Annotated in this window: 21 protein-coding genes; 8 read left to right on the plus strand and 13 right to left on the minus strand. The window is 73.9% G+C overall.

The annotated features are described in order from the left end of the window. Positions 1 to 84 precede the first annotated feature (84 nt). The 8 genes from ACTMTJ_RS15250 to ACTMTJ_RS15285 form a co-directional block, all read right to left on the minus strand. Positions 85 to 1,818, minus strand: coding sequence for an ABC transporter ATP-binding protein (locus tag ACTMTJ_RS15250; protein ID WP_441217047.1), 1,734 nt, complete (start codon positions 1,816 to 1,818; stop codon positions 85 to 87). Further along, positions 1,815 to 3,554 (minus strand): ABC transporter ATP-binding protein, encoded by a 1,740-nt coding sequence (locus tag ACTMTJ_RS15255; RefSeq protein WP_441217048.1) that lies wholly within the window; start codon positions 3,552 to 3,554, stop codon positions 1,815 to 1,817. Before ACTMTJ_RS15255 ends, ACTMTJ_RS15250 begins: the two co-directional genes overlap by 4 nt. Further along, positions 3,551 to 4,336: a class I SAM-dependent methyltransferase gene (locus ACTMTJ_RS15260; protein ID WP_441217049.1), complete on the minus strand. Its 786-nt coding sequence runs from the start codon at positions 4,334 to 4,336 to the stop codon at positions 3,551 to 3,553. Before ACTMTJ_RS15260 ends, ACTMTJ_RS15255 begins: the two co-directional genes overlap by 4 nt. After that, entirely contained in the window at positions 4,333 to 6,711 is a 2,379-nt protein-coding gene (locus tag ACTMTJ_RS15265) for an ATP-binding cassette domain-containing protein (protein WP_441217050.1), read from the minus strand. Before ACTMTJ_RS15265 ends, ACTMTJ_RS15260 begins: the two co-directional genes overlap by 4 nt. Further along, positions 6,708 to 7,664: an ABC transporter permease gene (locus tag ACTMTJ_RS15270; protein ID WP_441217051.1), complete on the minus strand. Its 957-nt coding sequence runs from the start codon at positions 7,662 to 7,664 to the stop codon at positions 6,708 to 6,710. The genes ACTMTJ_RS15265 and ACTMTJ_RS15270 overlap by 4 nt, the downstream gene beginning before the upstream one ends. A 3-nt stretch (positions 7,665 to 7,667) precedes the next feature. Further along, complete coding sequence (locus ACTMTJ_RS15275) at positions 7,668 to 9,230, minus strand: ABC transporter substrate-binding protein (RefSeq protein ID WP_441217052.1); 1,563 nt, start codon at positions 9,228 to 9,230, stop codon at positions 7,668 to 7,670. A gap of 137 nt (positions 9,231 to 9,367) precedes the next feature. After that, complete coding sequence (locus tag ACTMTJ_RS15280) at positions 9,368 to 9,604, minus strand: hypothetical protein (protein WP_441217053.1); 237 nt, start codon at positions 9,602 to 9,604, stop codon at positions 9,368 to 9,370. Then, a complete protein-coding gene (locus ACTMTJ_RS15285; protein WP_441217054.1) occupies positions 9,579 to 10,817 on the minus strand; it encodes a glycosyltransferase in 1,239 nt (412 codons plus the stop codon). Before ACTMTJ_RS15285 ends, ACTMTJ_RS15280 begins: the two co-directional genes overlap by 26 nt. 84 nt (positions 10,818 to 10,901) lie before the next feature. On the opposite strand from ACTMTJ_RS15285, the gene ACTMTJ_RS15290 reads away from it, so the two are divergent. Further along, the gene (locus tag ACTMTJ_RS15290) at positions 10,902 to 11,546 is read left to right on the plus strand and encodes a DUF998 domain-containing protein (protein WP_441217055.1); all 645 of its coding nucleotides are present in this window, start codon (positions 10,902 to 10,904) and stop codon (positions 11,544 to 11,546) included. After that, positions 11,543 to 12,268 (plus strand): lysophospholipid acyltransferase family protein, encoded by a 726-nt coding sequence (locus ACTMTJ_RS15295; RefSeq protein WP_441217056.1) that lies wholly within the window; start codon positions 11,543 to 11,545, stop codon positions 12,266 to 12,268. Before ACTMTJ_RS15290 ends, ACTMTJ_RS15295 begins: the two co-directional genes overlap by 4 nt. An 8-nt stretch (positions 12,269 to 12,276) precedes the next feature. Here the strand turns inward: ACTMTJ_RS15295 and ACTMTJ_RS15300 are convergent, their stop codons facing one another. Further along, complete coding sequence (locus tag ACTMTJ_RS15300) at positions 12,277 to 14,073, minus strand: glycosyltransferase (protein WP_441217057.1); 1,797 nt, start codon at positions 14,071 to 14,073, stop codon at positions 12,277 to 12,279. A gap of 143 nt (positions 14,074 to 14,216) precedes the next feature. On the opposite strand from ACTMTJ_RS15300, the gene ACTMTJ_RS15305 reads away from it, so the two are divergent. Next, positions 14,217 to 15,053 (plus strand): hypothetical protein, encoded by an 837-nt coding sequence (locus ACTMTJ_RS15305; protein WP_441217058.1) that lies wholly within the window; start codon positions 14,217 to 14,219, stop codon positions 15,051 to 15,053. Position 15,054: 1 nt separating this feature from the next. Here ACTMTJ_RS15305 and ACTMTJ_RS15310 read toward each other — a convergent pair whose 3' ends face one another. Then, positions 15,055 to 15,390, minus strand: coding sequence for a DUF3817 domain-containing protein (locus ACTMTJ_RS15310; RefSeq protein WP_441217059.1), 336 nt, complete (start codon positions 15,388 to 15,390; stop codon positions 15,055 to 15,057). Positions 15,391 to 15,425: 35 nt separating this feature from the next. Between ACTMTJ_RS15310 and ACTMTJ_RS15315 the strand changes: the two genes are divergently transcribed. The 3 genes from ACTMTJ_RS15315 to ACTMTJ_RS15325 all read left to right on the plus strand — a co-directional run bounded on the left by ACTMTJ_RS15315 (position 15,426) and on the right by ACTMTJ_RS15325 (position 18,607). Next, positions 15,426 to 16,283: a DUF6597 domain-containing transcriptional factor gene (locus ACTMTJ_RS15315; protein WP_441217060.1), complete on the plus strand. Its 858-nt coding sequence runs from the start codon at positions 15,426 to 15,428 to the stop codon at positions 16,281 to 16,283. A 10-nt stretch (positions 16,284 to 16,293) separates the two neighbouring features. Continuing rightward, a complete protein-coding gene (locus ACTMTJ_RS15320; protein ID WP_441217061.1) occupies positions 16,294 to 17,592 on the plus strand; it encodes an FAD-binding oxidoreductase in 1,299 nt (432 codons plus the stop codon). Positions 17,593 to 17,698: 106 nt separating this feature from the next. Then, a complete protein-coding gene (locus tag ACTMTJ_RS15325) occupies positions 17,699 to 18,607 on the plus strand; it encodes an NAD-dependent epimerase/dehydratase family protein (protein ID WP_441217062.1) in 909 nt (302 codons plus the stop codon). A 20-nt stretch (positions 18,608 to 18,627) separates the two neighbouring features. Here the strand turns inward: ACTMTJ_RS15325 and crcB (ACTMTJ_RS15330) are convergent, their stop codons facing one another. Both crcB (ACTMTJ_RS15330) and crcB (ACTMTJ_RS15335) read right to left on the minus strand, forming a co-directional pair. Beyond that, on the minus strand, positions 18,628 to 19,005 hold the full coding sequence (crcB, locus tag ACTMTJ_RS15330) for a fluoride efflux transporter CrcB (protein WP_441217063.1): 378 nt from the start codon (positions 19,003 to 19,005) through the stop codon (positions 18,628 to 18,630). After that, positions 19,002 to 19,439: a fluoride efflux transporter CrcB gene (crcB, locus tag ACTMTJ_RS15335; RefSeq protein WP_441217167.1), complete on the minus strand. Its 438-nt coding sequence runs from the start codon at positions 19,437 to 19,439 to the stop codon at positions 19,002 to 19,004. The genes crcB (ACTMTJ_RS15330) and crcB (ACTMTJ_RS15335) overlap by 4 nt, the downstream gene beginning before the upstream one ends. 145 nt (positions 19,440 to 19,584) lie before the next feature. Between crcB (ACTMTJ_RS15335) and ACTMTJ_RS15340 the strand changes: the two genes are divergently transcribed. Continuing rightward, positions 19,585 to 19,968: a DUF2255 family protein gene (locus ACTMTJ_RS15340; RefSeq protein ID WP_441217064.1), complete on the plus strand. Its 384-nt coding sequence runs from the start codon at positions 19,585 to 19,587 to the stop codon at positions 19,966 to 19,968. 94 nt (positions 19,969 to 20,062) lie between these two features. Further along, complete coding sequence (locus tag ACTMTJ_RS15345; protein ID WP_441217065.1) at positions 20,063 to 21,145, plus strand: NAD-dependent epimerase/dehydratase family protein; 1,083 nt, start codon at positions 20,063 to 20,065, stop codon at positions 21,143 to 21,145. Here ACTMTJ_RS15345 and ACTMTJ_RS15350 read toward each other — a convergent pair. After that, positions 21,117 to 22,415 carry a hypothetical protein gene (locus ACTMTJ_RS15350; RefSeq protein ID WP_441217066.1) on the minus strand — a complete coding sequence of 433 codons (1,299 nt, stop codon included), beginning with the start codon at positions 22,413 to 22,415 and terminating at the stop codon, positions 21,117 to 21,119. The two genes, ACTMTJ_RS15345 and ACTMTJ_RS15350, sit on opposite strands and share 29 nt — an antisense overlap. Between the last annotated feature and the right edge of the window lie 94 nt (positions 22,416 to 22,509).

Consider the following 22,509-nt stretch of genomic DNA (forward strand, 5'->3'; position numbering starts at 1 on the left):
GCCGCGCGGTACGCGACGGTCGCTAAATGGATTTAGCAAGCAGCATGTGCCGCGCGTTCGGGAGTGTCAAGGGCTGGCTCGGCGCTATACGGGATCGGCGGCGAGTTGAGTGCGCACCAGCCGGGCGAAGCGCCCGCCCCGGGCGAGCAGGTCGTCCGGCCGTCCCTCCTCGACGATCCGGCCCTGTTCGAGCATGACCACCCGGTCGGCGGTGCGGATGGTGGTCAGGCGGTGCGCGATGACCAGCGTGGTGCGGCCGCCGCGGGTGGCGGCGATCGCGGCCGAGAGGTGCCGCTCGCTCTCGGTGTCCAAGTTGGACACGGCCTCGTCGAGCACGAGCACCGGCGTGTCCGCGAGCAGGGCGCGGGCGATCGCGAGGCGCTGGCGCTGTCCACCGGAGAGCAGGTTGCCGAGTTCGCCGGCGATGGTCTCGTATCCGGCGGGCAGGTCGGTGACGAAGTCGTGTGCCTGCGCCGTCCGCGCGGCCGCCTCCACCTCCGCCTGGGTGGCGCCGGGCCGGCCGAGGCGCAGGTTGTCGGCGATGGAGATGTTGAACAGGTGCACGTCCTGCGGCACGTACGCGACCAGGCGGCGCAGGTCGGTGTCGGCGATGGTTCGCAGGTCGTGGCCGCCGATGGTGATGGCGCCGTCGCCGACGTCCCACAGCCGCAGCAGCAGGTGCGCGGAGGTGGACTTGCCGGCGCCGGAGTGGCCGACCAGGGCGACGGTCTCCCCCGGCTCGACGGCGAAGTCGAGGTCTCGCACCGCCGGCGGCAGGTCGGGGCCGTAGCGGAAGGTGACCCGGCGGTACTCGACGCGCGGCGACACGTCGCGCACGTCGGCCGGCTGCTCCGGGTCGGGCACCGCGCGGGCGACGGCGAGCAGGTCGAGCACCCGCACCGCGGCGGCCGAGACGATGCCGACCTCGCGGGCGACGTCGACCACGGCGGTCACCGGGGCCAGGGAGAACGCGGCCAGCACCACCGCGGCCGGCAGCAGGTCGGCGGGAAGGTCGCCGGCGGCGACGAGCGAGCCGCCGGCGACGAGTGCGGCGAGGACGCCGAGCGTGACGATCGCGTCGGTGGCGGCCAGCTCGACGCCGGCCCGCCGGGCGTGCGCGGTACGGGCGCCGTCGAGCGCGCGGGCCCGGTCCCGCAGGCGCCGCGCCTGTGCCCGCCCGGCGCCGAAGGTGAGCACCTCGCGCAGGCCCTGGAGAGCGTCGACGGCCTCGGCGTTGAGCGCGCCGGCGGCGGCCCGTACCGCGGTGCCGTCCGCTTCGGCACGGCGGCGCAGCCAGATCGGGATGCTGGCGAGCGCGACAAGCACGGGCAGCAGGGCGAGGGCGAGGGTCGGATCGAGAAAGGCGAGTGCGACGAGCGCGCCGGCCGGTACCACGGCGGCGGAGACCAGCGGGCTGAGCGTGTGCGCGAAGAACGTCTCGAGCAGCTCCACGTCGCTGATCGCGGTCGAGCCGAGCTCGCCGGACCGGCGGGACAGCAGGTCGCCGGGAGACATGCGGGCGAACGAGTCGTAGACGCGACCGCGCACGTCGACGAGTACCCGGAATGCGACGACGTGGGCGAGCTGGGTCTCCGCCCACGGTGCCACGACGAGCGGGACGACGAGGGCGAGCAGCAGCAGGAAGCCGCCGCGCAGGTCGCCGGGGGCGGTGCCGGTCAGCGCCCGGCCGACAAGGAGCGCGCCGAGCACCGCGCTGGCGATCGTGAAGACGTGGTTGGCGACGCCGGACAGGATCGCGACCGCGATGATGCGCCGGTGGCCGCGCAGCAGGCGCAGCAGCGGGAACAGGCGGGTCATGACGGGGTCTCCTCCGGTGTCGTGCCCGCCGCCACGAGACGGGCGAAGGCGCCGGGCCGGGCGAGCAGCTCGTCGTGGCGGCCGCTCTCGGTGATCGCGCCCCGGTCGAGCACCACGATGCGGTCGGCGGCCCGGACGGTGGAGAGCCGGTGCGCGATGGTGAGCGTCGTGCGTCCGGTGGCGGCGCGGCGCAGCGCTTCGGCGATGGCGCGCTCGTTCGCACTGTCCACACTGGAGGTCGCCTCGTCCAGGACGAGTACCGGCGCGTCGGCGAGCAGGGCGCGGGCGATGGAGAGCCGCTGGCGTTCGCCGCCGGAGAGCTTCATGCCGCGTTCGCCGACGACGGTGTCCAGCCCGTCGGGCAGCGCGTCGACGAAGCCCGCGGCGTTGGCCGCCGCGAGCGCGTCCCGCAGCTGCGCGGCGGTGGCGTGCGGTCGGGCGATCGTGAGGTTGTCGCGGACCGAGCGGTGGAACAGGTAGGTGTCCTGTGAGACGACGGCGACCTGGCGGCGCAGCTCCTCCAGGTCCCAGTCGGCGACCGGTGTCCCGCCGAGCAGGACCGTGCCGTGCTGCGGGTCGAACCAGCGCAGCAGGAGCCCGATCAGGGTGGTCTTGCCGGCGCCGGATCGGCCGACGACGGCGACGTGTTCGCCGGCGCCGACGCGCAGGGTGAGGTCGCGGACGGCGGGTCCGGCCCGGCCCGGGTAGGTGAAGGTGACCGCCTCGAAGTCCAGCGCCAGCGACCGCGTCGCCGGCACCCACGGCCGGGCCGGCGACGTGACCGGCGGGTCGGCGTCGAGGATCTCGAAGATGCCGGTGGCCGCGGACAGGGCCGGGTACCCGGCGTGGAAGGCGTTCTGGAGGTCGCGGAGCGGGCGGAAGCACTCCCGGGTCAGCAGCAGGATCATCAGCAGTGACAGGGCCGGTATGGCGCCCTCGGCGTGCCGGACCGCGCCGAGGCCGGCGGCGAACGCGGTGCCGAAGCCGACCGCCAGGCCGACCACGCCGACGTAGAGGACGGTGATCGCGCACAGGCGGATGGAGACGCGGCAGAAGTCCTTGGCCTTCTCGGTCAGCTCCCAGCCGCGGCGGCGCGCGGCGCCGAAGACCTTGAGCGTGGCCATGCCCTGGATCGCGTCGAGGTTTTCCGCGTAGAGGGCGTGGTAGGCGGCCATCCACGGGTCCGTCCGGCGGGCCAGTATCCGCTGCGACAGCTGCGGCACGAGCGGGACGGCGAGCGCGCAGGCGGGCACGACCGCGCCGACGACCGGGTCCAGCGCGAGCAGAAAGCCGGCGATCGCCGCGGCGCCGACGAGGGCGGCGACCGCCTGCGGCAGGAAGCGGCCGACGTACGCGTCGAGCGCCTCGACCCCGTCGACCAATGTGGACTGCACCGCGCCGGTGCGGCGGCGGCGCACGTCGGCCGGGCCGAGCCGCAGCAGCTGGGCGTACAGGTCGGCGCGGACCGCCTCCTTGACCGCGGCGGCGGCGCCCGCGGCGGCCACCTCGCGCCGCCACTGCGCGGCGGCGCGGACCGCCTGCACCGCCACAAGACCGGTCAGGGCGGGCACCGAGCCGCCGAGGCCGGCACCCTCGACGACGTCGTCGACCACCACCGCGAGCAGCAGCCCCTGCGCCGCGTAGGTGGCGGTGACGGCGACGGAGAGGGCGACCAGCTCGGCCATCCGCCACCGCGCCCGCAGGGACCAGCGCAGCAGGCGCGCGTTGGCGCTCATCGGACGGCGAGCAGGACCCGGTCGTCCAGGTCCTGCCAGATCGTGCCGATCTCCCGGAAGCCGGCCTCGGTGAGCGCGGTCACGTGGGTGCCGAGCGAGGTGAGCCGGTCGCCGTCGCGCGGCCCGTAGCGCTCGTCGGCCCGCTCCCGCCGCCGCTGCCGCTCCCGAGCCTCGCCGGCGAGCGCGTCACCGGCGAGGGACCACCAGCGTTCCCAGTCCGGCACGCCGGCCACCGTGAACGCCTCGTGCGTGGCCCGCTTGGTGGCCTCGTCGGCCAGCCGCTGATGGAGCGCCTGGCCGGGGTCGTACGGCATGTTGTCGCCGTTGAGCAGCACGCCGCCGGGGCGCAGCAGCTGACCGACCCGCTGGTACAGCGCGAACAGCGCGCCCGGTTCGAGCCAGTGCAAGGCGGTGGTGGAGACGACGGCGTCCACTCGCCCCACGCCCACGAGGGAGGTCCACGACGGATCGCGCAGGTCCGCGTCCACCCAGCGGAGCCGGTCGTCGTACCCGGTCAGGGCGTTGCGGCCGAGCCGCAGCAGCAGCGGGTCGGCGTCCACCGCGACGGCGGTCGCCTCGGGGTACGCGTCGAGGACGCGCTGGGACAGCGAGCCCGGCCCGCACCCGAGGTCGAGGACGGTGAACCGGTCGCCGACGGCGGCGCCGAGCGCGCGGACCATCGCCGCGAAGCGCTCCTCCCGCCGGGGAAGGTACCCGGCCTGCTGGGCGTCCCAGGTGGACAGCAGGTCGGTCCAGCTCGGTGTGGTGTCCACAGTGGTCATGGCGAAACCCCTTCGATCGTTGGCAGATGGCGGAAGAAGTCACGGGCGGCGAGCAGGTCGCGGGTCACCGGATGGCGGCCGGTGCCGGCCGGCAGCTCGTCGACGAACCGGCCGGCGTGCATGACGAGCATCCGGTCGGCGACCTGCTCGACCACTCCCAGGTCGTGCGAGATGAGCAGCATGCTGAGCCGGTCGCCGCGCAGGTCGCGGAGCAGGTCGACGAAGCCGGCGCGGTGGATCGAGTCGAGCGCGCTGACCGGCTCGTCGAGGATGAGCAGGTCGGGTTCGCCGGCCAGCGCGCGGGCGAGCACGGCACGCTGCCGCTCGCCACCGGACAGCTGCCACGGCCGCCGCGCGCCGTGCGCGCCGGTCAGTCCGACCCGGGCCAGCAGCGCCGCGCGGCGGGCGGGCACGGTGTCCGCCGGTACCCGATGGAGGTGGAGTGCCTCGTCGAGCGCGTCGGCGATCCGCTGGCGGCGGTCGAGCGCCGCGGTCGGGTCCTGGAAGACGAGGTGCACGCGCTGACCGTCCACAGTGACCGTCCCGGACAGGCGGTTTTCCAGGCCGGCCAGCGCGCGGGCCAATGTGGACTTGCCGCAGCCGGAGTTGCCGACGAGCGCGACGACCTCACCGCGGCGCAGCGTCAGGTCGACGCCGGCGACCGCGGTGACCGGTGGGCGGCGGCCGCCGCCGGGGTAGGTGACGCGCAGGTCGCGGGCGGTCAGCAGCACCGGTCCGGCCGGCGGCGGCGCGACGACCGGCTCAGGCAGGTCGGCGGCGGCGACGAGGCTCCGGGTGACCGGGTGGGCGGGCCGGCTGAGCACGGTGGCCACCGGTCCCGACTCGACGACGCGGCCGGCGTCGAAGACGGCGATCGTGTCGGCCAGCCGCGCGGCCATCCCCAGGTCGTGGGTGATGACCACGAGCGTGGTGCCGAGCCGCCGCTGGATCCGGCCCAGGAGCTCGACCACGCCGACCGCGGCGGTGGCGTCCAGCGCGCTGGTCGGCTCGTCGGCGATCAGCACCTGGGGATTGCCGGCCAGCGCGAGCGCGAGCAGCACTCGCTGCCGCATCCCGCCGGACAGCTCGCCCGGCCGCTGCCGCGCGACCCGGTCCGGTTCCTCGATCCCGACCAGTGCGAGCAGCTCGCGTGGGCTCCGGTCACCACTGTGGAGGGTCACCGCGGACGCGAGCTGGGCGCCGACGCGGCGCAGTGGGTTGAGCGCGCCGCCGAGATCCTGTGGCACGTACGCGACGGTGCGGCCGCGGACCGTCCGCAGGCCGGCCTCGTCGAGCCCGACGAGCTCGCGTCCGGCGATCCGGGCGGAGCCGCCGACGCGGGCGGTCATGTGTGGCGGGAAGAGGCCGAGCGCGCCGAGCACGGTCATCGTCTTGCCGCTGCCGCTCGGGCCGACGACCGCAAGGGTTCCACCGGCCGGTGCGGACAGGGTGGCGCCGTCGACGACGCGGGCGCCGTTCACGTCGACGGTCAGGCCGGTGATCCGCAGGCCGCCGCCGGTGTCGGGCGCCGCGGCCGGTGGCGGCTCGCCGGTGGTCCGGCTTCCCGCCGTGGTACGGGCGGTGCCGTGCGTGAACCATCCGCCGAGCCGGTCGGCGAGCAGGTTGCCGGCGACCGCGACGGCGGCGACGGCGGCGGCCGGGGCGAGAAACAGCCAGGGCGCCGTGGACAGGTACGGGCGCGACTCGACAAGCATCGTGCCCCACTCCGGGGTGGGCGGCGGGGCGCCGAGGCCGAGGAAGCTGAGCGTCGCCACGGCGACGATCACCTCGGCCGCCGTGATGCCGAGCAGCACGAGGACCGGGCCGCCCAGCGACGGCAGGATGTGGCGCAGCAGGATGCGGGCCGGCCCGGCACCGAGCAGCCGCAGCGCCTGGTTGCTCGGCTCGTCCCGGCGCAGCCGGGTCTCGGTGCGGACCACACGGGCGTACGGGGGCCACAGCGTCAGCCCGAGGGCGAGCGCGACGTGCCACGGGCCGCCGCCGAGCAGGCCGGCCAGCACCAGCCCGAGCAGCAGCGTCGGCACGCTCGTCACGACGTCGACCAGCCGGAGCAGGAGCCGGTCGAGCGGGCCGCCCCGCCAGCCCGCGACGACGCCGACGCCGCCGCCGAGGAGCAGGCACAGCAGCAGGACGACACCCACCGCGATCACCGGACCGCGGGCGCCGGCGACGACCCGGGCGAGCTCGTCCCGGCCGAGGTGGTCGGTGCCGAGCCAGGCGGCCGGGCCGGGGCCGAGCAGGGCCCGCCCCAGGTCGGTCTGCCGTTCCCGGCCACCGGTCAGCACCGGACCTGCGACGCCGGCCAGCGCGAACGCGCCCACCACGGCGGCGGGCAGCACGAGGCGGCGCCTCACGGCGTGCTCCGCGCGCGGGGGTCGACCAGCGCGGCCAGGGCGAGGCTCGCGCCGCGGGCCACGATCACCACCACGCACATCAGCAGGACGCTGGCCTGGAGCGGCTGCCAGTCCCGGTACCGCAGCGCCGAGACAAGATACGAGCCGAGGCCGGGCCAGCCGAACACCTCTTCCACGATCAGCGTGCTCGTGGCCAGCGCGGCCAGGATGTTGCCCGCCACGACAAGACTGGTGACCGCCGCGTTCGGCAGCGCCGTGCGCAGCAGGCAGGCGGTGCGGGATAAGCCCTGGGCGCGGGCCATGACGACGTACGGCTCGGCCATCACCTCCCGCAGCCGGGTCGACAGCACCCGTCCCAGCGCGGCGCCGCCCGGCAGCCCCAGCACCAGCGCCGGCAGCACGAGTGCCCGCGGTCCGCCGGCCATGCCCTGGGTGGGAAACCAGCCCAGCCGTACCGAGAACTGCTCGACCAGCGCGAACGCCAACGCGAACGCGGGCACCGACACCAGCAGCAGCGACAGGCCGCGGGAGGCTGCGGGCAGGACGCGTCCGGTGGCGGCGTTCTCGACCAGGCCGATCGCGAGGCCGACGAGCAGCGCGACGAGGCTCCCGGAGGCGGCGAGCGTGAGCGTCGGCGCGAGCCGCTCGGCGACCTCGCCGGCCACCGGGTGGCCGGTCCGGATCGACACGCCGAGGTCGCCGGTGACCGCGCGGCCGAGCATGTCCACGTACCGCTCGTGTGGCGGCAGGTCCAGGCCGAGGCGTTGCCGCTCCGTGGCGATCCGCTCCTGGGTGACCGGGCCGCCCTGCTCGCGGACCACCGAGGTGGCCGCGTCGCCACGGGTCAGGCAGAGTAGGCCGAAGCTGACCAGCGAGATCACCAGCACCAGCGCGGCCATCTCGGCCACCCGGCCGGCCACCATCGCGACCGGCCCGCCCCACCGCGACCGCATCGGCTACCGGGCCACGCCGACTTTGGTCAGCGGCAGGTCGTACTCGGTGACGCCGAGCGTGAATCCCTTGACCGCCGGGCCGACCGCCCAGACCCGGGGCAGCTCGACCACCGGCGCGACGGCCCAGTCGTCGTCGAGCCGGCGCCACACCTTGTCGTACGCCGCCGCCCGCACCGCGTCGGTCGTGCCGGCGAGGGCGGTGTCGATGAGCCCGTCGAGCCCCGGCGCGGTGTACAGGAACGTCGGCTCGGTGCTGCGGAAGTTGGCGTTGAGCATCGCGAACGGGTCGTACGGCGGGCCGTACGTGAGGTAGAAGCGCAGGTCGTAGTCGCGCTTGGCGGCGGTGTCGGAGTATCCGGCCGCGTCGAGCTGGTCGATCTTCACCTGGATGCCGACCTTGGCCAGGTCGGCCTGCACGGCTTCGCTGAGCGTGCGCGCCTGCGGCAGCATCCCCGGGTCCAGGATCAGTCGCAGGGACAATGTGGACTGTCCGGCCTGGGCCAGCAGGTCTCTGGCCTTCTGCTGGTCGAGGGACACCTCGCGGGGCTGTTGCGGCGCGTACGGGATCGAGGGCGGAAACACCTGGGTGGCCGGCTTGGCCAGGTCGTGGAAGAGCACCTTCGCGTACGCGTCCCGGTCCAGGGCCCGGTTGACCGCCTCGCGCACGCGCGGATCGGCGAGGGCGCGGTTGCCGGTCGTGGTGTTGAACGCCAGCAACAGGTTCGTCGAGGACGGCTCGGTCAGCAGCGAGATCCCTGACTGGCGGCGCAGGTCGAGGCTCTCCTCGGGGGCGAGCGGCGCCAGGTAGTCGCCGCCGATCACGTCCACCTCGCCCGCCTTCAACGCCGCGAGCCGGGCCTGCGAGTTCGGCATCACCGCGAAGACGACCCGGTCGAGGTTGGGTCGGCCGCCCCAGTACGTGTCGTTACGGACCAGCACAATCTCGGTCTGCGAGGACGACTCCAGCTTGTACGGTCCGGTGCCGATCGGCTTCACGAAGTTGCCGGCGGCGTCGAACGACGCCGGGCTGCGAAACCGCACCGGCCGCATCAGCGTCAGCTCCTGGAGCGCCGGGTAGTACGGGTCGGTCAGGCGGAGCACCAGCGTCCGCTCGTCCGGCGCCTCGATCACCTTCGTCTGCCGGGAGACGCCGAGGAACGGGGTGTCGCCGATCCACCGTTCCATGTCGGTCTTGGCCACCGGCGCGGTGAACGCCGTCCCGTCGGAGAACGTCACGCCGGCGCGCAGGTGGAACGTCAGCGTGCGCCCGTCGGGGCTGACCTCCCAGCGCTCGGCAAGCGCGGGCTGGATCTCGCCTTTGGGGCCGTACCGCACGAGCGGCTCGTAGATCTGGTCGAGCACGTTGAACGAGTGCGTCTTGTACTGGAGACCGTTCAGGTCCGCCTCCGGCTGTCCCAACGCCACCCGGAGGGTGCCGCCGGCCGGCACGGCCGTGTCGCCGCCCCCGGTATCGCCGGTGCCGGTGCCGCCGCTTCCGCACGCCGCGAGCCCCACGACCAGCGCGGCACAGGCCACCGCCGCTCGCCAGCGCCGTCGCCCCCTCATGCCCGCCCTCCTCACATCTTGTTGAAAATGAAAATCGTCTGCTGCTAGCGGCAGGCTAGCGGTCGATCATGAAGAGAGCAAGAGCAGCTAGTTGCAGATATATAGCAGTTGCCAAAGATTTGCAACTAGACGGCAGGTTAGCTTTTGTCGATCACGGTGGACAACAGCTGGGTGAGCCAGATCACCGACGCGAACGCGCGACTGGGCTTTGTGCCGGCGCGGGTGTGGTGGGATCGCCCGCCCGGCTCCCACCGGGCAGGGCGGCCGGCGGCGTGCCAGCCGCGGGTGCGGCGCACCCCGGCCTTCGCGGCCAGGTCGGGGAGGTAGTCGCCGTCTGGTTCCCGGGAACTACCGGCGGCGCGGACCGCCCTCACCGGGGTCTCGCGCGGAGCCGGCGGCGAAGGAGTAGGCGGCCAACAGACGGTCGAGGTAACGCCCCGCCGGATACGCCGCGGCGGCGTCCCGGCCCGCCTCGGCCAGCCGCTCGCGCAGCTCCGGCTCGGCCAGCACCCGGCCAAGTGCGGCGGCGAACGGAGCCGCCCGCGCCGGTGTGCTCAGCCGGCCGGCCGCGCCGCCGCTCGTGCCGGAGCCCGGGCGGGTGGCCAGCGCCGGGTCCGCGATGACGACCGGGAGCCCAACCTGTTCCGCCTCCAGCAGCACCAGGCCTTGGGTGTCCGTAGTGGACGGAAACGCGAGCACGTCGGCCGTCCGGTAGTACCCGGCCATCCGCGCGTGCGGGACCGGAGGCACGATCCGCAGCGCGCGGGCGACCCCGGCCCGGCGGGCCAGGCGCAGCAGCGCGCGGCGCCGCTGCCGGACGCCGAGCATCACCAGGTGGGCGTCGGGGATCCGTCGCACCAGCTCGGCGAACGAGGCCAGCAGGAGCGACGGGTTCTTCTCCGGCGTGGCCCGCCCGACGGCGAGTACGACCGGCGCGGCCGGCGGGATGTCCAGCGCGCGGCGCGTCTCCTCCCGGCTCCGCGGATCGTCCGCGAGTGCCAGTGAGGTCGGCACCGTCCAAACAGGCGGGACGCGGGCGAACTCGGCGAAGCCCGCCGCGGTCTTGTCGGACGGCGCGAGGATGAGCGCGACGTGGTCCATGAACGCGTCACCCAGCCGGAGCAGCTGGCCTCGGCGCCCGGCGCCGGGCCGCACCAGGCGCAGGTAGTCGCGGACCGACCAGCCGAGCCGAAGTTGCAGTGCGGCGACCGCGGCACCGACCTGTATCTCGGGGAAGAAGGCGGAGTACGCGAGCAGGTCGGTGTGCCAGGTCATGACCACCGGGATCGCGTGCGCGCGGGCGTACCTCATGCCCCCGATGCCGATCGGCCCGGTCGTGTGGACGTGGACGACGTCCGGGACCGGCCGTGGCGTGGCGAAGCGCGGCACACCGACGCGGATCTCGCGGAACGGCACCGGCACCGAACGCACTCCGTACGGCTCGTCGCGGCCGCCCAGCAACGGCACCGCCTGGTAGAGCCGCACCTCGTGGCCGGCGGCGCGCAGCAGCGAGACGGTGGCCGCGACGGCTGTGGCCACGCCGTCGGTGCGGCCGCGGTGGCTGTCACAGAAGTGCGCGATCCTCATGGCACTCGATGCCCTTCCCCCGACAAGGGACCATTGTGCATCCCCGCGCCAGCGGCATAATCGCTCTAGAAACGGGGGACCGAAATGGATGTTCGCGGTCGCGGTGCCCGGCAGGGGCGCCTGGTGGCCGCCGTCGCCGCACCGTTGCTGCTGATGGCGGGCACGCTCCTGGCCGAGGCGCTCCAGCCTCCTGGCTTCGACCCTCTCGATGCCACGCTGAGCGACATGGCCAGCCTCGACGCCGCCCACCGCGAGGTGATGACCGGCGTGATCATCGGCATGGGCGCGTGGTTCGCCGTGACGGGATGGTGGCTGGCCGTAGTCGGAAAGGCTGGGCGGATCATGCTCGGTGCCGGCGGGGCCGCGTGCCTCGGCATCATCGCGTATCCGGTGTCCGAAGACGCCGTCCCGCTCCAGCATTTCGTCTTCGCCACGCTGGCGTTCTCGGCGCTGTCGCTCTGGCCGGTGGCGGGGATGCGACGGTCCGTGGACGCGCCGTGGCCGGTGCGGCCCGCGGCCGCGATCACGGTCAGCGCTGTCCTGTGTGTACTGTCCGCCTGGTTCACCGTCACCGTGACGCGCGAGGCGGGGATGGGGCTGCCCGAGCACATCCTCGCCGTCATCCAGGTGACCTGGCCATCCGTCGTCGCCTTCGCGTCCCGCGATCGCCCCCGCGCGGCGGCCGCACCGAGCCCGGGCCGCCGCGAGTACGCGGAGCAGGCACGATGATCGTCGCCGTCTCCGCGCTCTTCTGGGCGATCGTGGTGCTGACCTGCCCGCTGTTCTTCCTCGGCGCGGTGGTGGTCTGGGCGTTGACGCTGCCGTTCGACCGGCGCCGCGTCCTGCTGCACCTGTACTCGTCCGCGTGGGCGGTGTTCTACGTGCACGTCAATCCACTATGGAGGCTGCGCACGTCGGGGCGCGAGCTGTTGCCCTGGCACGGCGGAGCCGTCCTGGTCGCCAACCACACCTCGCTCGTCGACGTCCTGGCCCTGTTCTCCCTCTTCCGCCCCTACAAGTGGGTCGCCAAGGCGAGCCTGTTCCGGGTGCCGCTGATGGGCTGGAACATGCGGCTCAACGGATACGTACCACTGGTTCGCGGCAGCGGCAGCTCGGTCCGCGCGATGATGGATCGCTGCGGCCGCCTGCTGCGGATCGGCGCACCGGTGTTCTTCTTCCCGGAAGGCAGCCGCTCGGCCGACGGCCGGCTCGGCGAGTTCAAGATGGGCGCCTTCACGCTGGCGGTCGACCACCGGGTGCCGGTCTATCCGGTCGCGGTGTGGGGCACCCGGGACGCCCTGCCCAAGCACGGCCTGACGTTTCGGCAGCGCGCGGACATCCGGGTCCAGGTCCTGCCACCGCTGCTCCCGGCCGACCACCCCACCGCCGAGGACCTCCGCGACGCCACCCATCGGGCACTCGCCGAAGCGCTCGCGGGCCGCCGCCAGTAGAGAGGCGCTCAGGAGGCGGCGCGGGTGATCTGGTCGTGCATGCGGCGGCGGGCGAGCTCCATGCGGATGCGTTGGTCGCTGCGGGGGTCGGTGGTCACCGGCGCGATGGGCTCGCCGACGACGATGACCATCGTGGGTTTGCGGCGCAGCAGCCGGCCCACGCCGGTCGGCGGGGTGAAGCGGATGGACAGCGGCACGACGGGCACCCGGGCCTGGGCGGCGAGGTGGAAGGCGCCGCGCTTGAAGTCGCGCAGGCTCGTGTCGTAGGGCTTCAGGTCGCCCTCGGGGAAGAAGTGCACGATCCTGCCCTTGGCCAGGAAGAGCTCCATCTCGGAGAAGAAGAGCGGCAGCCCGGCCGGCGTGAGCGGCACCGCGACGCCGCCCAGCAGCCGCACCAGGCCGCCGTACCAGCGGTTCTGGAGGTTGATCGGCGCCGAGGTGAAGACGACCCTGCGCGGAAACACGGCGAGCCCGACGAGCGCGCTGTCGAGCATATGCACGTGGTTGCAGACGGTGAGCGCGCCGCCGGTACGCGGGAGCCGGTCGCGGCCTTCGGTGCGGACGCCGAGGACCGCCCGCGTCCAGACGAATAGAAGCGGGATCGCCACCGCGTAGTAGAAGGCGGTCGACAGCAGCCGGTAGAGCCAGCCGGCGTATCCGGCCGGCCTGTCCGGCGCGCGGCCCGCCCTGGCGTAGACCCGCTCGATCCCCTTGACGCTGCGGTCGACCGCGTAGAGCGTGCCGTAGCGGGCATAGGTTTCCGACAGGGCGTCGAGCTCAGCCGGATGGTCGATCCAGTCGTCGATGCGTTCGGCGAGGGACGCCGGGTCGCCGGCGCGAAACAGGTTGCGCGGTTCGAGGGCGAACTGGCCGGTCGCGCTGCGCCGGCTGTCGGAGATGACCGGCACCAGCCCGCAGGAGAACGCCTCCATACAGGACAGTCCCTCGATCTCGACGTCGGAGGCGTGCACGTACAGGTCGCAGTCGCGGATGAGGGCGACGAGCTCTTCCTGCGAGTAGTAGCCGAACCGCGCCGGGTTGGGCAGCTTCGCGGCCATCCGGCGCAGGCGCTTCTCCTGCGGGCCGCGCCCGGCGAAGTGCAGCTCGATGCGTGCGGCGTGGCGCGACCGTCGCATCGCCCGGATCAGGACGTCCTGCCGCTTCTCCGGGGAGAAACGGCCGACCATGAGTATCCGGAACGGTTCGTCGGCTTTCCGCGCGCGGGCGGGGCCCGGCCGGAAGCTGCCGTCCACGCCGTTGGAGATCACGTGCAGGCGGGCCCGGTAGCCGTGGCGGCGCAACTGCGCGGCGATGAAGGTGGATGGACAGTGGATGTCCGCGAAGCGGCCGTAAAAGGCGAGGCGCAGCAGGAGGTACACCAGGTGCGCGGCAGGTGGAAACCAGCCCAGGCCGATGTTGTAGGTGATGTTTTCCGGCTGGACGTGAAACGCGGCGATGGCCGGCACGCCGAGCCGGCGCGCGATCCGCTCCGCGGCCCGGCCCAGCGGCCAGGGTTGGTAGATGTGGACCACGTCGGCACCCTCGATCGCGGCGACCAGCACCTCGTGCACGGGCTTGGCGAAGAGGGTGTGCTGGCGATGGGCGAAGCGGCTCGCGATCGGCACCACGAGCTCCGGCACGTAGAACATCTCGGGCCCGCCGGGCGCCTCGGCACCCGGCTCCCCGCAGGCGACCACGCGGACCGTATGCCCCCGCGAGATGAGGGCCGTGGCGAAGCGCATCGCCGACATTGTCGTGCCGTTGTTGTTCACGTTGAACGTGTCGGTGACCAGCGTGATGATCATCGCTGCGTTTCTTGCCGAAGGTCCACACGCGGCAGCGGCATCCCGGCTCCTCACATGTTCGAACGGGGCCTACGTAGTGTGCCTCCCACACCCGCCGCCGGTGCCCCGGGAACCACCGGCGCGTCCCGACCGTCAGAGGCCAGGTGAGACGGACACAGCACGGCCCGGCGGCCATCCTCGTGATCGTCGCGCTGGCAGTCACCGCGTGCCAGGAGCCGGGCGCCCGCGCCACCCAGGTCGACGAGCGGGTGTCGGGCGTCGGCATCCTGTTCAAAGACGCGGACGGCACGGTGCGACTGTGTGCCTCCGCCGTCGTCCCGGCCCCGGCCGGCCCGCCCCTGGTGGGCAACTGCTACCCACCCGACGTCCCGGTGGCCGGGGCACCGGATTCGGCGTTCACCGTCAAGGGTGACGGCCGGGCCAGCAGCGACTCCGTCCGCGTGGAGGGCGTGTACCGCGACGGCACGGTGTCGGTCGACAAGGTCCAGCCGGGTGAAGGCCCGATTGGTACGGAGCCCGCGGCCCTGGATGTGCCCTGTGACGCGCCTCCGGGCGGATGGCGGACAACCTCGGTGTACACCGACGGCGCCGACCTCGATCGGGCGCGGGTCCGGCTCGCGCAGGTGGTGGACGCCGATCCCGAGACCTACGCCGGCCGCCGGATGGGATACCCCGACGATCGCCGGACCGGCGCCTCGGTGTTGGTCGTCGGCACCGTCCGCGATGTCGAGCGGGCACGCCGGGCGGTCTCCGCGGTCTACCAGGACAACCTCTGCGTCTACAGTGCCCGATTCAGCGCCGCGGATCTGGATCGGACGGTGGCCGAACTGGAGGCCGGCGGGGTGACGGCGGAGGCCGACGTCACGGCGAACCGGGTGCGGGTGCGGCCGGTGATCCTCGACGCGCCGACCAACCACCTCTTCGACCAGGTCGGCCGGGAAGCCCTCGTCATCGACGATCCGCTGCTCGCCATCCGGTAGCTCATGACCGGAGTGCGGGCGCGCCGGCCGGCGCGCCGACGTCGAGTTTTCCGCGCCGGCCCGCCCACCGCTTGAACGCCAGGGTGGCGAACGGCGGTATCCCGCACGCCAGCGCCGCGGCGGTGACCCACAGGCTCCACCGCTGGGCCCATGCGGTCGCCAGGGCCAGCACGCAGTACGCCAGGAACAGCGCGCCGTGGATCGGCCCGAAGACCCGCACGCCGATCTCGTTGTCGGGTGGGCCGTACTTGACCACCATCCCGCAGAGCAGGCCCGCCCAGGAGAACGCCTCCGCGATCGCCACCGCCACGAACAGCCGGGTCACCTTGTCACGCACCCGGCCAGCGTAATAGTGGTGCGATTATGGCGGTGATGGAGTCTTACGTCGAGCGTCCGCCGGTGCCCGGATTGGCGAGGGTGGTGCGGACGGTCTGGATCCAGCGCACCGGCGCGGAGGCGTACGTGCAGCGGCACCTGCCGACCGGCGGGGTGGAGATCCACTTTCCGATCGGCGGCCCGCCGCAGCTGGTCGGTCCGCTGACCGGTCCGGAGATAGAGGTCATCCCGGCACATACCACCATCGTCGGCGTGCGGTTTCAGCCAGGGACCGCGCCGCCCCTTCCGGCCGTGCTCGACGACCTGGTCGACCAGCGCCTGGGCCTGGCGGACCTGTGGGGCGGCTCGGTCGACCGCCTCGTGGAGGCGATGGCCGGGGCCGGGACGCCCGAGCGGGCGCTCGTGGCCTTGCAGACCCACCTCCTGCTGGAGTTTCGACGTGCCGCCTCCGTCGATCCGCTGGTGGGCGAGGCGGTGCGCGCGCTGATGCCCTGGCACTCCGTCGACATCGACAGCCTGGCCACCCACCTGGCGCTCTCCGCGAGCCAGCTGCGCCGCCGCTGCCTGCACGCGGTGGGGGTGGGTCCCAAGGTTCTCCAGCGGACGCTGCGGTTCCAGGGCTTCCTCGCGCTGGCCCAGGCGGGCGCCGCCGCCTCCGGTCGGCGTGGCGCGGACGGCGTGGCCGGGCTGGCGGTCGACGTGGGGTACGCCGACCAGGCGCACCTCAGCCGGGAGTGTCTGCGCCTGACCGGCCTGACGCCGCGCCAGCTCCTCGGCGGCGACCTCGAGCGGTGCGCCTGCGGCCACGACCACTCCGCGTCGTACAAGCCGTTTCTCGCCGCCCGCGGCCGGCATGCTCGATTCGTTCAAGACGGGCCGCCACGCCGCTCGTAGGTTCGCGTATGTGCCTGATCTCGCGCTCGACGGCGAAGCGTTCGCGCCCGACTCGCCGGGCTACGACGCGGTCCGCCGCCCGGCCGGCGCCGCGTACCGGGACACACGCCCTCGGCTCGTGGTGCGGTGCCGCTCGGTCGCGGACGTCACCCGCACCGTCCTCCACGCGGCGGCCACCGGGGACCGCCTCGCCGTCCGCGGCGGCGGGCACTGCTTCGCGGGCCGCTCGTCGACGGACGGGATCGTGCTCGACATGTCTGGCCTCGACGGCATCTCGGTGGCCGGCGACGGGGTCGCCACGATCGGGGCCGGCGCCCGCCTGGCGGCGGTGTACGCGGCCCTGCACGCCCACGGCCGGACCCTGCCGGCCGGGTGCGGTCCGACCGTCGGCATCACCGGTCTCACGCTCGGCGGCGGCATCGGCCTGCTCGGCCGCCAGCACGGGCTGACCTGCGACCGCCTCGTCGGCGCGCGGGTCGTGCTCGCCGACGGCAGCGTCGTGGACTGCGACCACGACCGCGAACCGGACCTGTTCTGGGCGCTGCGCGGCGCGGGCGGCGGCCAGTTCGCCGTGGTCACGTCGCTGCGGTTCGACACCGTCGCCGAGCCGACGACCACCCGCGTCGAGGCGCGCTGGTCGGACGTCGCCGTCGAGGACCTGGTCGCCGCCTGGCAAACCTGGGCACCGGACGCGCCGGACGGGCTCACCGTCAACCTCGCCCTCGACTCCGAGCCCGGGGTACCCGTCCGGGCCACCCTCTTCGGTGCGTCCACCCTCGGCGAGAAGCCGACCGCGGCGCTGCTGCGCGAGCTCACCGGCCGCGCGTTCGCGCTGCGCGCCGGCCTCCCCTTCCACCAGCTGAAGAGCGGTTTCGCTGGCCCCCGGGACGCGCCCGCCACGCGCACGCGGTCGGAGTTCTTCGCACGCGCGCTGCCCGAGGACACGATCGCGTCGCTGCTGGCCCGGCTCGGCGAGCCACGGGCCGGGGGCCGGCGGCAGCTCGCTTTCACCGCGATGGGCGGGGCGTACAACAGGGTCGCCGAGGACGCCACCGCGTTCGCCCACCGCGGCGAGCGCTTCCTGCTCGAACACATCGCCGCACCGGCCGACCAGTGGGTCGACGGCTCCTGGGCGACCGCCCACGCCCACGGGTCGGGCCGGGTCTACCCCAACTTTCCGGACCTCGCGCTCGACGACTGGGCCGCGGCGTACCACGCGGGCAACCGCCACCGGTTGGCCGCGGTCAAGGACGCCTACGACCCGGACCGGTTCTTCGACTTCCCGCAAGCCATCCAAGGAGGGACATGAGCAAGGTAATCAGCGCCCACTCCGTCTCGGTCGACGGTTACATCAGTGGTCGCACGCCCGCGGGCCAGAGGAGTTCGGGCGCGGTCTCGGCGAACGAGGTGGTCCGATGATCCTCGTCACCGGCGGGCTCGGCATGATCGGCGCCCACACCGCCCGCGCGCTCGTCGACCTCGGACAGGAGGTCGTCGTCACCTCGCACCGCAGGGCCGAGATCCCGTCGTTTCTCGCCGGCAAGGTCGCCGTGGAACGCCTCGACGTCACCGACCGGGACGCGTTTCTCGCCCTCGGCGGTCGCTACGACGTCAGCGACATCGTCCACCTCGCCGGCAGCATCCCCGGCGAGGACCCGGTCGCCTTCTTCCGCACCGACATGACCGGCCTGCTCAACGCGCTGGACGCCGCTCGCGCCTGGGGCGTGCGCCGGTTCGCGGTCGCCAGCAGCCTCGGCGTGTACCTCGGCGCGAGCGAGACCCCCTGGCACGAGGAGCTGGCGCTGCCCACCGCGGACCTGCCGCACCTGATCGTCGCCTTCAAGAAGGCCGTCGAGCCGATCACCACGCACGCCCTTCAGGGCAGCGGTGTCCAGCCGGTCGTGCTGCGGATCGGCAGCACGTGGGGGCCGCTCATGGACCCGGAGTCGCCGTTCAACGCCATCCCGCCGTACATCAGCGCGGTACTCCGCGGCGAGCGGCCGGGTCCGCTGCATGCCGGCGACGGCGGCGACTCCTGCTACGCACCCGACGCCGGGCGCGCGATCGCCCTGCTGATGACCACGGAGACCCTGCGCCACGACACGTACAACGTCTCCAGCGGCCGGGGGTTCACCCACCGCGAGCTCGTGGACGGCCTCCAGGCGATCACTCCGGGCCTGGAGCTCGACCTGCTGCCCGGCGGACAGCCGGGACCTCACCTCGACATCACCCGGCTCACCAAGGACACCGGGTTCGCGCCGGCCTTCGACGTCGCCGCCGCGGTCGCCGACTACGTGGCCTGGCGATCCGGCAATCCCCGCTGACGAGCCCGCGAGCCCCGGGTTCAGGCCCAGATCGCCTCGGCGACCGCGACGCCGCAGAAGGCCGCGCCGAGCCCGGCCGCCACGCTGCCGGTCACGTACGCCGCGGCGTAGAAGTAGGCGCGGTCCTCGACCAGCCGGATCGTCTCGTACCCGAAGGTGGAGTAGGTGGTGAGCGCCCCGCAGAACCCGACGCCCGCCAGCGCCATCACCTCGTCGGACACGCCGCCCGCGGCCACGCCGGCGGCCAGCAGGCCGAGCAGGAACGAGCCGGCCACGTTGACCGACCAGGTGCCCCACGGAAACCGCGAGTCGTGGCGGGCCTGCACGAACCGGTCGGTCAGGTAGCGCAGCGGCGCCCCGACCATGGCCCCGGCCACGACCAGCAGCAGGGCGCTCACGCCGGTGTCCCGCCGCGGGCCCGGACGACCGTCCACCGGGTGACGCCGAGCCCCACCCACGTCGCCGCCAGCGCCGCGAGCAGGGTGCCGGCCAGGTACAGCAGCCCGGTACCGGCCGCGCCCGTGTCGACGAGGCGCTGGATGTCGACCGCGTAGGTGGAGAACGTGGTGAACCCGCCCAGCACCCCGACGCCCAGAAACGGCCGCACCAGCGGGCGGCCGGTCCACACGTCGACGACCAGGACCATGAGCACGCCGATCAGCAGGCAACCGGAGACGTTCACCCAGAAGATCGCCCACGGGAAGCCATCCGGAGCGGCGGGAAACGCCCGGTCGAGCCCATACCGGGCGGACGCCCCGAGCGCGCCGCCGGCGGAGATCACCGACAGCACGGCCCACGGCGCCCGCCGCAACTCCGCACGCTGCCGGGGCATCCGCAGGTCGACGTCCGAGTCCGCGGGGAGGGCCTCCGCCCCCGATTCAGTCACTACGCACTCCTACCAGCACACTTCGCGTGCGGGCGAGCCGGGTACCGGCAGAACCTCCCATCTGCGCGGAGGCGGACGTAACGTCGGAGCCGTGGAGACCGCATGGACCGAAGACGAGCTGCGCCGGGTCGGCGGCGCCGAGGAGCTACAGGTCACCTCTCGCCGCGCCGACGGCAGCCTGCGCCCGTACGTGACGATCTGGGTGGTGCGGGCCGGTGACGAGCTGTACATCCGCTCCGCCTACGGCTCGGACAACCCCTGGTACCGCCGGGCCAAGGCCAGCGGCAGCGGCCGGATCCGCGCCGGCGGCGTGGAACGCGACGTCACCTTCGCCGACGCCGACCCCGCGGTCCATGCCGGTGTCGATGCCGCCTACCACAGCAAGTACGACAGGCACGGGCCCGCGATCGTCGGCACCGTCGTCGGAGACAAGGCCGCCGCGGTGACCTTCCGCCTGCTGCCGCGCGCCGCCTGAGCGGAAGCGGCCGACCGCGGCGGAGTTGTTGTGGGGTGCTTACGAGTCGGCGCACAGCGGTCCGGCGGGGCGCCGCGGGCCGTACGGTGCGGGTGTGCGGATTCTGGTCACCGGCGGTGCCGGCTTCGTCGGCTCCCACGTCGCCGATCTCCTCGCCGCGGACGGGCACGAGGTCGTCCTGCTCGACGCGTTGCTTCCGCAGACGCATGGCGGCGGCCCGCCGCCCTGGTCCGCCGGGCACGACCTGGTCGACGGCGACGTCCGTGACGGTGCGCTGCTGCGACGGCTGCTGCGCGGTGTGGACGCGGTGTGCCACCAGGCGGCGATGGTCGGGCACGGCCTCGACCCGTCCGACGCGCCGGCGTACGCGAGCCACAACGACTACGGCACCGCGGTGCTGCTCGCCGCGATGCACGGGGCGGGTGTGCGCCGGCTGGTCCTGGCGAGCTCGATGGTCGTCTACGGCGAGGGCCGCTACACCTGCCGGACCCACGGCGCCGTCCGCCCCGGCCCGCGCCGGGAGGCGGACCTCGCCGCCGGCCGGTTCGATCCACTGTGTACGGAGTGCGGTGCCGCGCTGGAGCCGGGCCTGGTGCCCGAAGACGCGCCGCTGGAGCCGCGCAGCACCTACGCCGCCACCAAGCTGGCGCAGGAGCACCTCGCCGCCGCCTGGGCACGGCAGGTAGGCGGCGCGGTGTGGGCGCTGCGCTACCACAACGTGTACGGCCCTCGGATGCCCCGTGACACGCCGTACGCCGGCGTGGCGTCCATCTTCCGTTCGGCGCTGGCCCGGGGCGAGGCGCCGCGGGTGCTGGAGGACGGGCGGCAGCGCCGCGACTTCGTGCACGTGACGGACGTGGCGCGGGCCAACGCCCTCGCACTCGCCGCCGCGCCGCCACCGGGCGGGTTCGCCGCGGTCAACATCTGTTCCGGCGAGCCGCACACCGTCGGCGACCTGGCCGAGACGCTGGCCGCCGCGATGGGTGGGCCGGCGCCGGTGGTGGCCGGTGGCGCGCGGGCCGCGGACGTGCGCCACGTGGTCGCCGCGCCGCACCGGGCGGCCGAGCTGCTCGGCTACCGGGCGGCGGTCGGCTTCGCCGAGGGGGTCGCCGCGTTTGCCACCGACCCGCTGCGCGAGCCGGCCGCGGTCACCACCACGTCCACAGTAGATGGTTGACGGCCAGCGCCGTGCCCGCCTGGGCGATCAGCCAGGCTCGGTGGTGCGGTGCGGGCAGCCGGGCCGCGGCCACCACCAGCCACACGGTAAACGGTAGCCAGATCCGCTCCACCTCGGCCTTGCTCAGCCCGGACAGGTCGGCCAGCAGCACCGCGACCGCCGCGGCGAGGGGCAGCACGACCGACGCGGCCCGGTCGCGGCGCACCGCGCGGACCGTCCTCTGGAGCGCGGGCAGGAGCACCGGTCCGGCGGCGAGCACAAGGGCAGCGAGGTTGGCCCACACCCAGTAGCCGTAGGGGCGGTCGGCGGCCCAGCCCTGGTAGTAGCGCTCGACCACCAGCTCGTACCCCTCCGGCCACCAGAAACCGGCGGCGGTGAAGGTGAGCGCGACGGCGGTGGCACCGGTCGTGCCGGCCGCCAGCACGGCGAGGCGGCGCCGGCGGCGCAGCGCGATCACGGCGAGCGCGAGCAGGCCGGCGAGCACGAACCCGTACGACAGGTAGAGCGCGAAGCCCAGCACCGCACCGCCGGCGAGGCCGAGCCACCAGCGGGGTGCGGCGAGCAGCGCGAGCCCGGCGGCCACCACGGCGGCGAAGATGCCGTCCGCGGACACACCCACCCACACCGCGCCGGGAAGCAGCACCAGGTACGGCACCACGGCCCGCGCGGCGGCCTCGTCGCCCAGCCACCGCAGCGCCACCGGCACCGACACGGTGACCGTGGCACCGGCCAGCACGCAGGCGAGGGCCGCCGCGCCACCGCCGCCGAGACCGATCCGGTCCAGCCAGACGAAGACGAGCAGGGCACCGGGCGGATGCCCGGCGGTGTGCGTCGACCACACACCGGCGTCGGTGGCCACGATCTTGTCGGCGAAGCCGGCCAGCGTCGCTGGGATGTCGGTCACCCGCGGCACCTCGTTGAGGTACTCCGCCTCCGGGGTGAGCCGGGTCGCCAGGCCGTCGCGCCAACCGTCCACAAAGGCGAGTGCGAGGATCCAGGCCACCGTCGCCGCATAGGCCGCCGCGAGCAGCCGTACCCAGGGAAGCCGGCGGGCCCAGGACGGACCGCGCCACACCACGAGCGCGGCGACCACGACGGCGGCCGGGGTGCCCCAGCCGGCGTGCGGCCGCCACTGGCCGAAGATCGGGGCGGCATCGGCCCACAGCCGCACACCCCGCGTGTGGAGAACCGCGCCCACCGCGAACGCGGCGGCCACGAGGGCCGCCTCGACGCCGAGCGCGAACAGGTCCGCCCGTTTACCGCCGTTCATATGGCCGGTGACGGTACGGCAGTGTCGCGGCCGCCGCGACCGGAACGAGCGAGCCGTCAGAGGTTCGTAACAACCTGTGCCACGGTAAGGGTTT

This window comes from Phytohabitans sp. LJ34 (assembly GCF_052068095.1).
Lineage (GTDB): Bacteria > Actinomycetota > Actinomycetes > Mycobacteriales > Micromonosporaceae > Phytohabitans.